Source organism: Agromyces molybdatiresistens, from assembly GCF_052748445.2.
The window spans coordinates 1,102,929-1,118,125 of the sequence record NZ_CM188258.1 but is presented as its reverse complement, the minus strand read 5'-3'; the positions used below and the strand labels follow the sequence as shown (position 1 = coordinate 1,118,125).

Here is a 15,197-nt window from a genome sequence, read left to right as displayed (position 1 = left end):
CGGGTCAATGCGGAGCGGAAAATCGTTTCAATCCGTGATCGAACCGAGATGCGCCGGCGCATCCCGATCGCACGTCAGCACGCCGTCGGCGACCGCGAGCGGCGCCGCGAAGATCGCACTGCGGCGCGCGGCCGCGGCATCCGTCGACCCCAGCTCCGAGCCGTCCCATTCCGGGTGGGTGAAGTAGAACAGGGTGGCTCGGCCGTCCTCGACGACGACGTCGCCGTGTCGCCCGAAGGTCGCGTCGCCGCGCCGCGCGCCCGGCTCGCCGAGGATCACGTCGTCCGGCCCGCCCTGCCGCTCCCAGTGGACGGCGTCGGCCGAGCGGTGCACGCCCATGCCGCGCCACTCGTCGACGAGCAGCCACCACCAGCCGCCGAGCTCGAACACGTTCGGACCCTCGTGCGGACGCCCCCCGATCGCCCGACCCTCGACGCGCCACGATCCGGGCGCGAGATCGGGGCTCGCCGCGACCCGGGTGGTCGAGTGGTCCGCCTCGTCCTTGACCCACATCCGCCACAGGCCGTCGGGGCACGGCGCGACGCACGCGTCGATGACGCGATCGGAGCCCAGCGGCACCTCGCCGACGAGACGCCAGTGCGCGAGGTCGTCGCTCGCGTACTCGACGATCCGGCGCGCGTGCCCCTCCCACCGGTCCGGGACGCCGTCGATCACCGTGAGGTACATGCGGTAGCGCTCGCCGTCGAAGATCACCTCGGGCGCCCAGTGCGTCTCACGCCATCCGGCGGCCGGGTCGCCGAGCTGCAGGTCGTCGAGCGTGCCCGCGTAGCCCCAGTGCTCGCCGTCGATCGAGCGTGCGACGCCGATGCGGCTGCCGTGCACCCAGGCGACGCCGGGCTCGTCGACCGCCGCGCGGCGCTGGGTGTAGAGCATCCACCACTCCCCCGTGAGGTGGTGCCGGATCACCGAGGGGTCGGTCGCGCCGTCGTGGACGGGGTCGTGGAACAGGGCGTCGTCGTCGGGCGGTTCGACGAAGGCCGCGGATGCCTCGGGGCCGACCGAGGCGACGTCGCCCTCGACGCGCGCGCCCCCGATCATCTCCGGAGATCCGTGACCGGGCTCTCGAGGCTCCGCATCCGTTCGGCGTCGTCGCGCAGCGCCTCCCGCGTGACGGTCCGCCCGCTCGTCGCCGACGAGTAGATCGCCGTGACGATCTCGAACGAGCGCGCCGGGTCGGTCGCGGTCGACGGCAGCGGCGCGCCCGAACGGAGCGCGGCGTAGATGTCGCGCACGAGCGGGTCGTGGCCGCTCGGCTCCTCGTCGGCCGGCAGCTCGGCCCAGCCGTCGACGACCGCCGGGTCGACGCCCGGCGCCGGCGTGATGCGCCAGTGCTCGTGCCCGTGGCCGTAGAGGTGGTCGACGGTCACGGTCGCGAGTTCGGTGTCGATGCGGATCGAGCTCGTCTCTCGCGGCGAGAGGGCGCTCGTGATCACCGAGGCGACGACGCCGTTCTCGAACGCGATCGTCGCGGTCGAGACGTCCTCCATCTCGGTCTCGCGCGCGAGCTTCCACAGCTGGCCGTTCACGCTCGTCCAGTCGCCGACCAGCCACGCGAGCAGGTCGATCTGGTGGATGCCGAGCCCGAGCGTCGGCCCGCCCCCCTCGGTCGCCCATCTGCCGCGCCACGGCACCGCGAAGTAGGCCGGGTCGCGGTACCAGAGCGTCTGGCAGGTGGCGACGAGCGGGCGCCCGAGCGCGCCCGACTCGAGCAGCCGCTTGACATGGGCCGCGGCCGTGCCGGTGCGCTGCTGGAACACGACGGCCAGGCGCCGGTCGTTGCGGGACGCGGCATCCGTCATCGCATCGAGTTCGTCCAGCGAGAGCGCGGCGGGCTTCTCGCAGACGACGTGCACGCCGGCGTCGAGCGCGGCGATGGCCTGCCCGGCGTGCACGCCGGGCGGGGTGCAGACGTGCAGCACGTCGACGCCGCCGGCCGCGAGCAGCTCGTCGAGCGAATCGGCGACGGCGGGGCGGCCCCACCGGTCGGCGAACGCCTGCGCGCGGGAGAGGTCGCGGTCGATCACCGCGACGAGATCGCCGTCGGGCGTGGCCCGCAGCGCCTGCGCGTGCGCGTCGGCGATCGCGCCGGTGCCGACGATCACGGCGCGGAGCGGGGTGGTCGGGCGGTCTGGGGTCGTCATCGTTCTCCCTGTCGGTGGTCGTTCGTCGTGTCGTAGCGCTGCAGTCGCCCGCACATGCCGAAGGCGGGGGCGACGGAAGCCTCGGCCACGCGCGCCTCGGCGAGGCCCGGGTCGCCCGAGCTCTCGAGCGCGTCGAGGCGGCGACCGGTCTCACGGGCGACGGCGAGCGCGCCGGCCCCCCAGCGCGCGCGCCACTCAGGGACACGGGGGCGCACGAGGGCCGCCGCGCGGGCGTGGAGGCGTGCGAGGCGATCGGGGTCGACGGCACCGTCGTCGCCGAAGAGCGCGAGGTGGCCGGCGACGGCGAGGTCGCGGCGCCCGTGCGCGGCGGCGAGCCGGTCGCCGTCGGATGCCTCGGGGCCGGGCAGCGCCGCGGCATCCGCGTACCGCTCGGGGTCCGCGAGCACGTCGTCGGGGAAGGTCATGACCGCGTCGCCCGCCTCGGGGAGCCCGGCGTTCTGCATGATGACGCGGACCTCGAGACCGCCGTCGTTGATCGCGCGGTGGATCACGCCGGGCGCGAACCAGACCAGGTCGCCGGGCGCGAGCGAGCGTTCGGCGAAGGCGCCCCCGCCGTCGATGGTGTGCAGTCGGCCACGGCCTGCGACGACGAGGTACGCCTCGGCCGAGACGAGGTGCAGGTGCGGGGTGCCGCCGGCGAGCCCGTCGGGCGCGACGCCGTCGTACACCTCGAGGGCGCTCACCGAGGTCGCGCCGGGGAACACGGGCTCGGTCACGGCGCGCCCCCGCTGCCCGCGGTCGCGGTCGCGGGGCCGAGCAGCGCGGGCAGCCGCTCGGCAGCTCGCGCTGCGAGCCCGGCCGCGCGCTCGGGGTCGGACGCGCCGTCCGCGATCACGACGCCATAGCGGAGGGCCATGGTCGCGCCGGGCTCGATCACGTGCTCCTCGCTGAAGAACGGTGCGGGGCACAGGCACGCGAACTCCTCGCTGCGCGCGAACCACTGCGGCGGGTGCTGCACGTTGCCCGGGTCGTCGACCATCACGATCGTCGAGGCCGTGCTCGTCTCGTCGTGGCGGCCGGTGAAACCCATCCACGGCGCGCGCGTGCCGCGCAGCTCGTCGCCGCCGGCGACGCCCGGGGCCAGCACCTGCCCGCCCATGAACGAGCGCGGGCCACGCCAGAAGAGCCCGCCGTAGCCCGCGTTCTCGCGGCCGCGGGTCGTGGGCGAGCCGATCGGGATCGCGCGGCCGGTCGTGTTCGTGAGCGCGGTCGCGAAGCCGAGCAGCCAGGCGTCGTCACCGAGAACGGATGCAGCGAGCGTGCGCTCCTCCGCGAAGATCGTCTCGCCGGCCTGGGTGACCCAGCCGAGCCGCTCGCGCACGCGGACGCCGTCGTCGTCGGTGCGGCCGCCGGCCGCGGCATCCGTCGTCTCGTCGTCGTCGACCTCGAACGCGACGTGACGCTGCTCGCCGTTGTTCGGCAGCTGCACGTAGCCCTCGCCGCGGACGAACGTCGGCCCGCCCCAGAAGTTCTCGTCGCCGACGACCGGGAGCGACCAGGCGATGCCCTTGTGCCAGACGTGGTCGTGGGGGCGATAGAGGCTCACGGTCTCGCCCGCGAGCGTGCGGATCGGGCTGAGGTACGGGCGCGGCGACTCGAAGGTCGGGTGGTCGGGGCGGAAGACGTACTCGGCGAGGACGTCGTCGCCCGCACGGATCGTGAGGCGGTCGTCGTCGCGGTCGATGCGGAGGTCGGGCATCGGGCTCCTTCTGGGTCGTCGTCGATCCGTGATGCGGTGCGCGCGGCTGGCTCCGGCCCTCGCCCGCGCAGGTGGGAAAGCGCTATCCCAGCCTACACCGTCACCCCTGTCCGCGCACCAGCGGCTGCAGCCTCGCGGGCGCCGGGAACTCGAGCGCGAAGAACCGGCGAGGCGCCCCGACGCCGATCGCGCCCCAGTCCTCCCTCTTGACGCGGATGCCGCGGGGCGACGCCTCGGTGATGCGCACGCGCAGCCGCTCGCCGGACTCGAGTTCGAGCTCGTACGGATCGCCCAGGTAGCCGATGCCGAGCGCTTCGAGCGCCTCTTCCGCGGCGAGCCAGTCGAGCGCCGAGGTCCGCGGACGCCCGAGCAGGTCGATCACGACGAACCCCTCTCCGGCCGGCTCCATCCACCCGAGCAGCTCGCCGTCGACGCCGCGCCGATGCTCGATCCAGTCCGGATCCACGGAACCGGCCGCAGACCGCTCCTCGATCAGCGTCAGCAGGTTGCCGTCGGGGTCGACGAGGTGACCGGCCCTGAGCCCCCACTCCTGCGGGCGCACCTCGTGGAGCCGCGGGAACCCGGTGTCGGCGATCGGCACGCCCGCCGCGACGATGCATGCCGCCAGCTCGTCGACGTCGCCCACGCGGAGGGTGCACCGGCTCGCGCTCGCCGCCGGGTCGAGGCCGGGCGCCGGGAAGAACTCGAGCTGGACGTCGCCGCGCCGCAGGATCATCCAGCCGTCGTCACGGAAGCTCCTCGCGAAGCCGATGCGCGAGTAGAAGGCCTCGGTCGCGTCGAGGTCGCTCGACGGCAGGTTCGGGACGGCACGATCACGGACGGCGTCGGACATCTTCGCATTGTGCCGCGGAACCGCGTCGACGGCCATCCGGGACCGCGCAGCTCAGGAGGCAGGCGTTCGCGCGACCGGAGCTCTTCGCGGTCGAGACCCGACCCGTCGGCGGCCGCGAGCGAAGAGGGTGGACGCGACGCCCCGCCGGTGGCACGATCGGCCGTGTCGCCACCGGCGAGGACGGAGAGGTTCCCGAACATGGACATGCTGCGAGGCGAGCAGATCGCCGCCGCCCACCTGACGGACTGGCGCAAGCTCGCGCAGGGGCTCCATGCGCGCTACCTGGTCGACGACTTCGGGACCGCCGCGCGGTTCGTCGCGGCCGTGGGCGAGGCGGGCGATGCGCTCGGACACCACCCGATCGTGGCGATCGGCAGCGGGTACGTCGACCTCGAATCGGTCAGCGCGGACGCCGTCTACCGCGACGACGAGGGCACCGAGCACATCGTCGAATGGGTCACCCGGCAGGACGTCGACCTCGCGCGACGGATCACCGAGATCGCCGCCGCCCACGGCCTCGACGCCGACCCGAGCTCGGTCAGCGAGGTCGAGCTCGGACTGGACACCGTGACGTCGGCGACCATCGCCCCGGTGTGGGCCGCGCTGCTGACCGGGAACGCCGAGGCCCGGGGCCACGGGTCCCCCAGCGACGAGATCCGCGACGCCACCGGGCGGGTGCCGAACCTCTGGTTCGGGGAGGCCGACGGGGACCCTGCCACGCGGCAGCGATTCCACCTCGAGGTGTACGTGGCGCCCGAGGCGCTCGAGCAGCGGATCGCCGCCGCCGTCGCCGCGGGTGGAACCGTCGTCGATGACAGCGACGCCCCGTCGCTCACAGTGATCGCCGACCAGGACGGCAACACCGGAGTCATCTGCATCGATGCGGCCGCGGCAGGCGGCTGAGTCGTCGGTTCGGATCGTCGACGCTTCGACGACGAGCGCGACGGGGCCTCGCGTCGGATGGCGATGGCCGGTGCCGATGCACGGATACTCGGATACCGCGATCCCGGGGAGCGGCCGCTGCGCGGCTCGGGCACCGGGGTGTCGTCAGGACCCGGACCCTCAGCGCGACGTCGGCGCGTGCCGCGCCAGCTCGCCCGGCCGATCGCGACCCGCCACGCGAACCGCCGGCCACCGCGGGTCGACCGTCAGCACCTCGACGCCCCCCGGCCCGACGAGCACCGTGTCCTCGACCTTCGCGCCCGGCGCCGTCGGGTTCCACGCGAACGCCTGGCCGGGTTGCACGACGGCGGCGATGCCGGGCACGGCGCGCGGGTCGCGGCCGGCGTAGCCGGCCGCGCCGCCCTGGTGGTGCCGGGTCCATTCGTGCGCGTCGAAGCCGTGCGAACGGTAGGCGGCGGTGCCGGCCGCGAAGACCTCGCCGAGCGTCGCGCCGGGCACGCTGGCATCGAGGAACGCGGCCTCGACGTCGAGGATGCGGCGCGTGGCATCCGCTTCGGCCGCGTCGGCAGGGGCGAACCGCACCCAGCGCGTGGCGTTCGCGATGAGGCCGTGTCGGCGGCCGCAGACGACGAGCATCGCGCGGTCGCCGAGCGGCGAGCCGGCGGGCAGCGGATGCCGGTGGCCGATCCGCGTACGCCCGGCGACGAGGGTCACCAGCGGATCGATCCCGCGCGCGGCGAGGTCGCCCGCGAGGCGCCCGGCCACCGCGGTCTCGGGGTCGTCGGGCGACGCGGCGAGCGCGGCATCCGTCATCACCTCGGCGACCTCGCGGCAGAGCACGCGGTAGCGGTCGAGCTCGGCGGGCAGCAGCGACGCGCGGGCCGAGCGGAGGTCGGCTGCGGCAGCCGCCTCGTCGAGGGTGCCCGCCGTGCCATCGGGCGGCACGAGCGGCTCGTGCCACGGCACCCGGACCACCTCGAGGTCGGACGGGTCTCCCACTTCCTCGTCGAGCATGCGGTCGGCCTCGTTCGCGAACACGTACAGCGTGTCGCCGGCGGGCCGCACGACGACCGCCGCGATCGGGTCGCCGGCGAGCGACACGTGCGTGCGCGCGCCGTCGAGGTACCACGACACCGCGGAGTGCGAGCGCAGCACGAGCGCCGACGCGCCTCTCCGGTCGAGCAGGTCGAGCACGCGGGCGCGCTTGGCCGCGCGATCGGTGCCGAGCCCGGATGCCACGGGCGCGGGCCCGTTCACGACGACGGCCCGACCGTCGCCGGCGCCGCCGTGCTCTCGCGGGCCTCGAGCCGCGGCCGGTAGAGGACCGTGTGCTCGACGGGCCCGCCGGCGATGAGTGTGCGCAGCCGCGCCCACACCTGCGCGCCGATCTCGGTGCGCGGCACCGACATGCTCGTGAGGCGCGGCGTCGCGTACCGCGCCATCGGCACGTCGTCGAAGCCCGCGACCGACAGCTCGGCCGGGACGTCGACACCGAGCTCGCGGAGCCGCGTGAGCAGGCCCAGCGCGACGAGGTCGTTGAACGCGAGCACCGCGGTCACGCCCGATCGGTGCGCGTCGACGACCTCCTCAGCCACGGCCTCGCCGTCCTGCGGTCGCGACCCGCCGCCGATGCGGTCGATCCGCACGCCGGGGTGCATCGCGAGCGCCTCGTCGACCCCGCGCAGGCGCTCGGCGTTCGACGCGCTCGTCTCCGGGCCGGAGACGTAGGCGAGGTGCCGGTGCCCGAGCCCGACGAGATGGTCGACGAGGTCGCGGATGCCCCGGACGTAGTCGACGCCCACGATCGGCACGGCGAGGTCGGGCAGCGGGCGGTTCACGACCACGACGGGCGCCACGCGCTCGACGAGCCGGCGCAGCTTCGCCTCCGGCATGCGCGGCGCGCACAGCACGAGCGCGTCGCACCGGTGGCGCGCCTCGACGGCCGTGGTCTCCTCGTCGTCGACGCGCTCGGCGGTGTCGGCGACGAGCACGCGGTAGCCGTCGGCGGCGGCCGCGAGGCTCAGGCCCTTGAGGATGCCCTGGAACAGCGGGTTCTCGAGGTCGGGCACGACCATCGCGACCGTCGTGTTGCGTCCGCTGACGAGGCTGCGCGCCGTGGCGCTCGGCGCGTACCCGAGCGATGCGATCGACGCCTGCACGCGCCGCACGATGTCGGGGTCGACGCTCGCCCTGCCGTTCAGCACGCGCGACACCGATGCCGGCGACACTCCGGCGTGCGCGGCGACGTCCGAGATCGTCACTCCCCTGCTGCGGTCGCCCATGCGTCCCCTTCCGGATGCCGCGGCGCGCGTTGCGCGACGCTCGCGCCGCGGTTCGAGCCGTGGCGTGCCCTTTCGGCCGGCACGCGGGTGCGGGCCGGGAAATCGGTTCCTCAGTCTAGCGATCGAGTTGCCCGAGTCATCATGCCTCGCTTAGGCTGTCGTCGAGAAATCGGTTTCTCAGCATCGTGAAACGGAGCCTGGATGCGCGTCGTCGTCACCGGATCGTCCGGCCGCCTCGGCCGTTCGCTCGCGACCGGGCTCGCCGCAGCCGGCCACGAGGTGGTCGGCCTCGATCGCGCCCCGGTCGGCCTCGAGGGCGTCTCGGAACGGACCGTCGACCTCTCCGCGCCCGGCGCAGCAGCCGAGGCGCTCGACGAGCTCCGACCCGACGCGCTCGTGCACCTCGCGGGGATCGCCGTGCCGTTCAGCGCGCCCGAGCGCGACATCCTGCTCACGAACGCGGCGCTCGCGCACGACGTCCTCGCGGCCGCGGCATCCGCTCGGGTGGGTCGCGCGCTCGCAGCGTCGAGCCCGACGCCGATCGGGTACTCCTCCCCCGCTTGGCGGGCCGCGGCGGTGCCGATCGACGAGACCCACCCCCTGGAGCCGGCGAACGCGTACGCGCTCTCGAAGGTCGTCATCGAGGAGAGCGTGCGGATGTTCGCGCGCACCGCGCCCGGCGCGTACGGCTTCTTCCGTCCCTGCTACGTGATCTCGCCCGAGGAGTGGGCGGGTGCACCGACCCAGCAGGGCCACACCGTCGCCGAACGGCTCGCCGACCCCGCGCTCGCCGCGGTGAGCCTCTTCAACTACGTCGACGCGCGCGACGTCGCCGGGTTCGTCGACGCCTGGCTCGCCGCGCCCTCCGACGCGATCGACGGCGAGGGCTTCTTCGTCGGTGCGGCCGACGCGATGACCGAACGCCCTGTCGCCGAGCTGTGGCGCGAGTACGCGCCCGGCCTCGGACCCGCCGCCGACGCGCTCACCGGCACGGCCCCGGTGTTCTCGATCGCGAAGGCGCACGACCGCCTCGGCTGGGCCCCCGCGCGCGACTGGCGCACCGAGCTCGCCGCCACGGCGCCCGCCACCCCCGCACCCGTGCCGTCACCCGCGACCACCACGGCCGCGAGTGCGCGATCCATCGACGGGCGCGCACCCGACGCCCCGCGCTCTCGTCGCGAGACCGCCCGTTCGGCCGAAGGCGCGGGAGCGAGCCCGACGGCCACGAACACCACCACCGGAACGAGGACCGCATGACCAGCCCCGACCGACGCCTCGACTTCGACGGCGTGCTCTTCTTCCCCGTCACCCCGTTCGACGGGGAAGGGCGCGTCGACCTCGACGTGCTCGGCGAGCACCTCGAGACGCGACTGCCGTTCGGCCCGGGCGGCGTCTTCCCGGCGTGCGGCACGGGCGAGTTCCACGCGCTCTCGGCGCGCGAGGCGATCGACGTCGTGCGCGCGAGCGTCGACGTGGTCGCCGGGCGCGTTCCCGTCATCGCCGGCGCCGGCGGGCCGCTCGGCCATGCGATCGAGCTCGCGCGCGGGGCGGCCGACGCCGGCGCCGACGGCCTCCTGCTGCTGCCGCCCTACCTCGTCTCGGGCACCACCGACGGACTCGTCGCCTGGGTCGAGGCGGTCGCCGCGGCATCCGACCTGCCCGTGATCGTCTACCACCGCGGCACGGCCCGCTACACGGCCGACGCCGTCACGCGCCTCGCCGCCCACCCGAAGGTGGTCGGCTTCAAGGACGGCACGGGCGACATCGGCCTCGCGCAGGAGATCGTCCTCGCGGCCGAGGCCGCCGGCCGCGTCGACTGGGCCTTCTTCAACGGCCTGCTCACGGCCGAGCTCAGCCAGGGCGCCTATCGCGGCATCGGCATCCCGCTGTACTCGTCGGCCGCGTTCGCGATGATCCCCGAACTCGCCGGGCTGCACTACCGCGCCTACGTCGGCGGCGACGAGACGACGCGGATGTCGCTGCTGCGCGAGTTCTACACGCCGCTCGTGCGCCTGCGCGACGAGACGCCGGGTTTCGGGGTGTCGCTCATCAAGGCGGGGCTGCGCCTGCGCGGCCTGCCGGTCGGCTCGGTGCGCCCGCCGCTCGTCGATCCGACGCCCGAGCAGGAGCAGCGGCTCGCCGCGATCCTCGACTGCGGGCTCGCGCTCGCCGAGCTCGGTGGGGCGCGACCGGAGGGTGCGACGTGCCCGTCGGGCGAGCGAGCGGATGCCACGGAGGCGTCCGCCCGGTGACCGCCACCATCGCGCGCATCGCGACGCGCCCGATCCGCATCCCGCTGCTCCGCCCGTGGGGACCGGACGTGCGCGACCTCTCGGTGATCGAGGTCGCGGTCGAGGACTCCGACGGCGCCGTCGGCTGGGGCTTCTCGTGGACGCCGACGATCGGCGCCGCGGCGGTTCGCGCGCACCTCGACCACGACATCCGCGAGTTCGCGCTCGGACGCGAGGCCGAGGCATCCGGCCTCTGGGAGCCGATGTGGAGGCACCTGCACGAGGGCGGCAGCGGCGGCATCACGACGATCGCGATGGCGGGCCTCGACCTCGCGCTGTGGGACCTCGCCGGCCGGCGCGCCGGGCGGACGCTGACCGACCTGATCGGCCGCCGCCACGAGACCGCGACCGTCTACGGCAGCGGCGTGAACCTGCACTACCCGCTCGACGAGCTCGTCGCCCAGGCAGGGCGCTGGGTGGAGTCCGGCTTCGGGGCCGTCAAGGTCAAGGTCGGCAGCCCCGATCTCGAGCGCGACGTCGAGCGCATCGCCGCCGTGCGCGATTTGCTCGGTCCCGACCGCGCGCTCATGATCGACGCCAACCAGCGCTGGAGCCTCGAGCAGGCCGAGCGTGCGATCGGCGAGCTGGCCGCGTTCGACCTCGCCTGGATCGAGGAGCCGCTGCGCGCCGACGACCTGCCCGCGCACGTCGAGCTGCGCCGGCGCATCGAGGTGCCCGTCGCGCTCGGCGAGAACCTGCACACCCGCCACCGCTTCGCCGAGTTCATCGACGCCGGGGCGGTCGACCTCGTCCAGCCGAACGCGGTGCGCGTGGGCGGCATCACGCCGTTCCTCCGCATCGCGCACCTCGCCGCCGATCGCGGCGTCGGCCTCGCGCCGCACCTGCTGCTCGAGCTCTCGGCGCAGCTCGCGCTCGCGCTGCCCGGCGAGCACCTCGTCGAGTCCGTCGAGGACGCCTCGTTCGAGGCGCTCGGCGCACTCGCCACCCCGTCGCCCGTCGCCGTCTCCGGCGCCACGGCGTCCACGACCGGGCAGCCCGGCCTCGGCGTACGCTTTTCGGACGAGCCGACGGATGCCGCGGCATCCGTCCCACCCACGGAGGACAAGTGACCGAGACCGCCGCCCCCGACCTCACCGCAGCCGCGACCGCAGGCGCCGCGCCGCGCGACACGACGCGCGAGGAGCTCGACGCGGTCGCCGCGGCCGCCCGCCGCGCGTTCGCCGTCACGGTCGCCTCGACCGCCGCCGAGCGCGCGACCTGGATCCGCGCCGCGGCCGACGCGCTCGACGGCGCCGGCGACGAGCTCGTGCCGATCGCCGACGGGGAGACGCACCTCGGCACCGCGCGCCTGGCCGGCGAGGTCGCCCGCACGACGGCGCAGCTGCGCCTGTTCGCCGACGCGATCCTCGAGGGCTCGTACCTCGAGGCGACCGTCGACCACCCCGACGCCGCGACGATCCCGCCGCGACCGGACCTGCGCCGCATGCTGCGCCCGCTCGGCCCGGTCGCCGTGTTCGGGGCATCGAACTTCCCGTTCGCGTTCTCGGTCGCGGGCGGCGACACGGCCTCGGCGCTCGCGGCCGGCTGCCCGGTGATCGTGAAGGGCCACCCCGCGCACGCGCGCCTGTCCGCGCGGACGGCCGAGATCGTCGCCGACGCGCTCGTCGGCGCCGGCGCACCCGAGGGGATCTTCGCGCACGTCACTGGCCACGAGACCGGCGTCGCGCTCGTGCAGCACCCGGAGATCCGTGCCGTCGGGTTCACGGGCTCGCTCGGCGGCGGACGCGCGCTCTTCGACCTCGCGCAGCAGCGCCCGGACCCGATCCCGTTCTACGGCGAACTCAGCGCCGTCAACCCGGTGCTCATCACGCCCGCCGCGATCGCGGCGCGCGCCGACGAGCTCGCCGCCGGCCTCGCGGGCTCGTTCACGCTCGGCGTCGGTCAGTTCTGCACGAACCCGGGCGTGGTGCTCGTCCCGGCGGGTTCGGGCTTCGGCGAGCGCGTGCGCGCGGCGCTCGATGCGGCATCCGCCGACCCGATGCCGATGCTGACCGACCGCATCGCCGCGGCCTTCGCGTCGGGCGTCGCCGGGCTCGCCGGGCGCGACGACGTCGAGGTGGTCGCGGGCGACCCGACCGCGCAGCAGGCCGGCGCCGGCTCTCCCGTCGTCCTGCGCACCACGACCGCGGCCGTGATCGCGGACCCGGACGCGCTGTTCCACGAGTGCTTCGGGCCGTCGACGCTGATCGTCGAGTACGCGGACGTCGCCGACGCCCTCGCCGCCGTGCGGTCCGTCGGCGGCAGCCTCACCGCCACGGTGCACGCCGAACCGGGGGAAGAGCTCGCGCCGATCGTCGAGGTCCTCTCGGAGGTCGCCGGCCGCGTGCTCTTCGCGGGGTGGCCGACCGGCGTCGCCGTGAGCTGGGCCCAGCAGCACGGCGGGCCGTGGCCGTCGACCACCTCGATCCACACGTCCGTCGGCGTGAGCGCGCTCCGCAGGTTCCTCCGGCCCATCGCCTACCAGGACGCACCGGATGCCGCGCTGCCGCCCGAGCTGCGCGACGGGAACCCGCTCGGGATCCCGCGGCGGGTCGACGGGGCGCTCCGACTCCCGACCCGCTAGGCCGCCGCGTGGGCGTCGCCTCCTACCTCGTCGCCGCGACCCCGCCCCGGCTCGCCGTCGGCGGGATCACGATCGCGATCCCGGTGCTCGCGGTCGAGCAGGGCGTCGGCGTCGCGGTCGGCGGGCTGCTGGCATCCGCCGCCCTCGGACCGAGCATCGTCGCGGCGCCGATCGCCGGCGCGATGCTCGACCGCAGCCGCCGACCCGGCGCGCTCGTCGCGGGCGCGAGCCTCGTGATCGCCGCCGCCTACGCGTTCGCGGCCTTCCTCGGCCCGGTGCCGGCATGGGCCGTCGCGATCGCACTCGTCGTCGCGGGCATCGTCACGCCGTTCGTCTTCGGCGGGCTGTCGAGCTTCGTGACCGAGGGGATCCCCGACGAGCGGCGGGCCTACGCGATCGACGCGCTCGCGTACAACCTCGGCGCGGTCGCGGGGCCGGCCGTGGTCGCCGCCGCCGCGGCGCTCGGGTCGGCGCGCATCGCGACGATCGTGATGGCGGCGAGCGCGCTCGCGGGCGCGCTCGGCACGGTGCCGCTGCGTCTGCACCCGGCCGCGGCCTCCCCGCACGAGCGGCCGTCGTTCCTCGGCACGATCGCCGCGGGATTCCGGCACATCGCGACGCACCGCCCGCTCGCGGTCATCACGTGGAGCGGCACGCTCAGCCAGTTCGGCTCGGGCGGGCTCGCGATCGCCGCGGTCGCGCTGTCGGTGGCGCGCAGCGGCGACGCCGGCGAGGGCGCCATCATCGTGACCTCGTTCGCGATCGGCGGCCTCGTCGGCGCGCTGTGGAACTCGCGCCGCCCGCCCCGCCGGTCGCCCGAGTGGGTCATGGGCTGGGGCTTCGCCGCGACCGGGCTCTGCACGATCGTGGCCGCGTTCGACCTCGGCCCGGCGTGGGCGATCGCCGCGATCGGCGCCTCAGGGCTGTTCACCGCGCCGAGCGCCGCCGCCATGCTGCTCATCCGCAAGCAGCAGAGCCCGCCCGCGCTGCGCTCGCAGGTCTTCACGGTCGGCGCGGGCCTTCGCGCCGCGGCCGCCGCCGCGGGCGCCGCGGTCGCGGGGCTCGCGGCCGGCGTCGGCGCCGAGACGCTCATCATCGCGATCGGCGTCGTCTGGATCGCCTCCGGCGCGATGCTCCTCGCGTATCCCGCGGGCGCACCCGCCATCGACGGCATCGAGCAGGCCGCCTCCGGGTCGTGACGACCGTCGATGCGCGTTGGGAACGCTCGACACCCGCATCAGGTGTCCGCACGTTCGCAAGTCGAACCGGATCCGCGAGGGCTCCTATTGCGGCTCGTTGGTGAAGATCACGTCCTCGTACTCGAACGACGGCGCCGTCTGCATCGTGAGCGACTCGGCGTCGGCGACCGACCACGCCTCGCTCCACGTGATCGACGATCCGGGCAGGATCGCCGTGGTCGGCGGGATGCCGACCTGGCCTCCCTCGGCGCCGACGTCGAAGATCCGCGTCGCCTCGGTGCCGCCCGAGGCGAGCTGCGAGAACACGACCGGCTGCACGTTCTCGGCGGAGTCGTTCGTGATCGTGAGCGTGAAGACGAGGTTCTCGGCCTGGTCGGCGCCGGCCGACAGGTCTGACGGGGTGAACGACTCGGGCTCCGAGACCGTCATCGAGACGCCGTTGCTCCACACCATGGTCTCGCCGAACTCGAGCACCTGGCCCTCACCGGCCTCCGCCCCGGGCTCCTCGCTCGCCGGTGCCGTGGGTTCGCCGAACTCCTCCTCGAGCTGCCGGTCGATCTCGTCCTGGATGACGCCGGAGTCGACGATCTGGCCGAACACGCCGAACGCGACGACGGCGAACACGACCGCGCCGACGATCCCGCCGACCACCGAGACGACGAGTCCCGTGATCGCCGGCCACTTCCGGCCCTTCATGAAGAGCGCCACGATCGCCAGCACGAACGCGATCGGCAGCAGGATGAACCCGACGACCTGCACGAACGGGATGCACGCGAACACGAAGCCGACCGCGGCCACGACGAGCGCGATGATGCCGAGCACGTTCGTGCCCTCCGGCTCGTGCGGCGGCGCGCCGCCGGCACCCGGTCCTCCGGCGTACCCGGCGTACGCCGCCTGCCCCTCGTAGCCCGCCGGAGGGGCGCCGCCCGCCCCGGTCGGTCCGCTCGTCGGAAGCCCTGCGAAGGGCGTGGTCTCGGCGTAGGGCGACGCGGCCGGTGCCGCCTCGCCGCCGATCGCCGCGGTGTCGTACGGACGTGTCTCGGCGGTCGCACCGGGGAGCGGCGCCGTGTGCTCGGTCCACTGCGAACCGTCCCAGTACCGTTGCTGTCCGCGCCCGTCGTCGTACCACCCCGCAGGCGCGCTCGTCGGATCGCTCATGCCCGCGATGATCCCAGCGGAACGAGGCATCCGCCCGGGTACTAA

General features: G+C 74.8%; 13 protein-coding genes and 1 pseudogene. 6 read left to right on the top strand and 8 right to left on the bottom strand.

From position 1 onward, the window contains the following. Window positions 1–27: 27 nt before the first annotated feature. The 5 genes and pseudogenes from ACULK2_RS05105 to ACULK2_RS05085 all read right to left on the bottom strand — a co-directional run. The gene (locus ACULK2_RS05105; RefSeq protein WP_445970369.1) at window positions 28–1,059 is read right to left on the bottom strand and encodes a glycoside hydrolase family protein; all 1,032 of its coding nucleotides are present in this window, start codon (window positions 1,057–1,059) and stop codon (window positions 28–30) included. Beyond that, window positions 1,056–2,162 carry a Gfo/Idh/MocA family protein gene (locus tag ACULK2_RS05100; protein ID WP_445970370.1) on the bottom strand — a complete coding sequence of 369 codons (1,107 nt, stop codon included), beginning with the start codon at window positions 2,160–2,162 and terminating at the stop codon, window positions 1,056–1,058. Before ACULK2_RS05100 ends, ACULK2_RS05105 begins: the two co-directional genes overlap by 4 nt. Next, complete coding sequence (locus ACULK2_RS05095) at window positions 2,159–2,899, bottom strand: cupin domain-containing protein (RefSeq protein ID WP_445970371.1); 741 nt, start codon at window positions 2,897–2,899, stop codon at window positions 2,159–2,161. The genes ACULK2_RS05100 and ACULK2_RS05095 overlap by 4 nt, the downstream gene beginning before the upstream one ends. Continuing rightward, window positions 2,896–3,882, bottom strand: coding sequence for a DUF6807 domain-containing protein (locus tag ACULK2_RS05090; protein WP_445970372.1), 987 nt, complete (start codon window positions 3,880–3,882; stop codon window positions 2,896–2,898). Before ACULK2_RS05090 ends, ACULK2_RS05095 begins: the two co-directional genes overlap by 4 nt. A gap of 469 nt (window positions 3,883–4,351) precedes the next feature. Beyond that, a pseudogene (locus ACULK2_RS05085) lies at window positions 4,352–4,735 on the bottom strand (bleomycin resistance protein); the annotation flags it as partial. Window positions 4,736–4,933: 198 nt separating this feature from the next. Between ACULK2_RS05085 and ACULK2_RS05080 the strand changes: the two are divergent. Then, window positions 4,934–5,638 carry a 4a-hydroxytetrahydrobiopterin dehydratase gene (locus tag ACULK2_RS05080; protein WP_445970373.1) on the top strand — a complete coding sequence of 235 codons (705 nt, stop codon included), beginning with the start codon at window positions 4,934–4,936 and terminating at the stop codon, window positions 5,636–5,638. A 159-nt stretch (window positions 5,639–5,797) separates the two neighbouring features. Here ACULK2_RS05080 and ACULK2_RS05075 read toward each other — a convergent pair whose 3' ends face one another. Beyond that, window positions 5,798–6,895 carry a M24 family metallopeptidase gene (locus ACULK2_RS05075; RefSeq protein WP_501044967.1) on the bottom strand — a complete coding sequence of 366 codons (1,098 nt, stop codon included), beginning with the start codon at window positions 6,893–6,895 and terminating at the stop codon, window positions 5,798–5,800. Continuing rightward, on the bottom strand, window positions 6,892–7,920 hold the full coding sequence (locus ACULK2_RS05070) for a substrate-binding domain-containing protein (RefSeq protein WP_501044966.1): 1,029 nt from the start codon (window positions 7,918–7,920) through the stop codon (window positions 6,892–6,894). The genes ACULK2_RS05075 and ACULK2_RS05070 overlap by 4 nt, the downstream gene beginning before the upstream one ends. A gap of 201 nt (window positions 7,921–8,121) precedes the next feature. Between ACULK2_RS05070 and ACULK2_RS05065 the strand changes: the two genes are divergently transcribed. The 5 genes from ACULK2_RS05065 to ACULK2_RS05045 are packed head-to-tail and all read left to right on the top strand — an operon-like array spanning window position 8,122 to window position 13,994. Further along, window positions 8,122–9,177: an NAD-dependent epimerase/dehydratase family protein gene (locus tag ACULK2_RS05065; protein WP_445968654.1), complete on the top strand. Its 1,056-nt coding sequence runs from the start codon at window positions 8,122–8,124 to the stop codon at window positions 9,175–9,177. After that, window positions 9,174–10,172: a 5-dehydro-4-deoxyglucarate dehydratase gene (locus tag ACULK2_RS05060; protein WP_445968655.1), complete on the top strand. Its 999-nt coding sequence runs from the start codon at window positions 9,174–9,176 to the stop codon at window positions 10,170–10,172. The genes ACULK2_RS05065 and ACULK2_RS05060 overlap by 4 nt, the downstream gene beginning before the upstream one ends. After that, the gene (locus ACULK2_RS05055; protein WP_445968656.1) at window positions 10,169–11,281 is read left to right on the top strand and encodes a mandelate racemase/muconate lactonizing enzyme family protein; all 1,113 of its coding nucleotides are present in this window, start codon (window positions 10,169–10,171) and stop codon (window positions 11,279–11,281) included. Before ACULK2_RS05060 ends, ACULK2_RS05055 begins: the two co-directional genes overlap by 4 nt. Next, window positions 11,278–12,795, top strand: a complete 1,518-nt coding sequence (locus ACULK2_RS05050) for an aldehyde dehydrogenase (NADP(+)) (RefSeq protein WP_445968657.1) — start codon at window positions 11,278–11,280, stop codon at window positions 12,793–12,795. Before ACULK2_RS05055 ends, ACULK2_RS05050 begins: the two co-directional genes overlap by 4 nt. Before the next feature lie 8 nt (window positions 12,796–12,803). Further along, the gene (locus ACULK2_RS05045; RefSeq protein WP_445968658.1) at window positions 12,804–13,994 is read left to right on the top strand and encodes an MFS transporter; all 1,191 of its coding nucleotides are present in this window, start codon (window positions 12,804–12,806) and stop codon (window positions 13,992–13,994) included. 84 nt (window positions 13,995–14,078) lie between these two features. On the opposite strand, the gene ACULK2_RS05040 is transcribed toward ACULK2_RS05045, so the two are convergent. Continuing rightward, the gene (locus tag ACULK2_RS05040) at window positions 14,079–15,152 is read right to left on the bottom strand and encodes a DUF2510 domain-containing protein (RefSeq protein ID WP_445968659.1); all 1,074 of its coding nucleotides are present in this window, start codon (window positions 15,150–15,152) and stop codon (window positions 14,079–14,081) included. Window positions 15,153–15,197 lie beyond the last annotated feature (45 nt).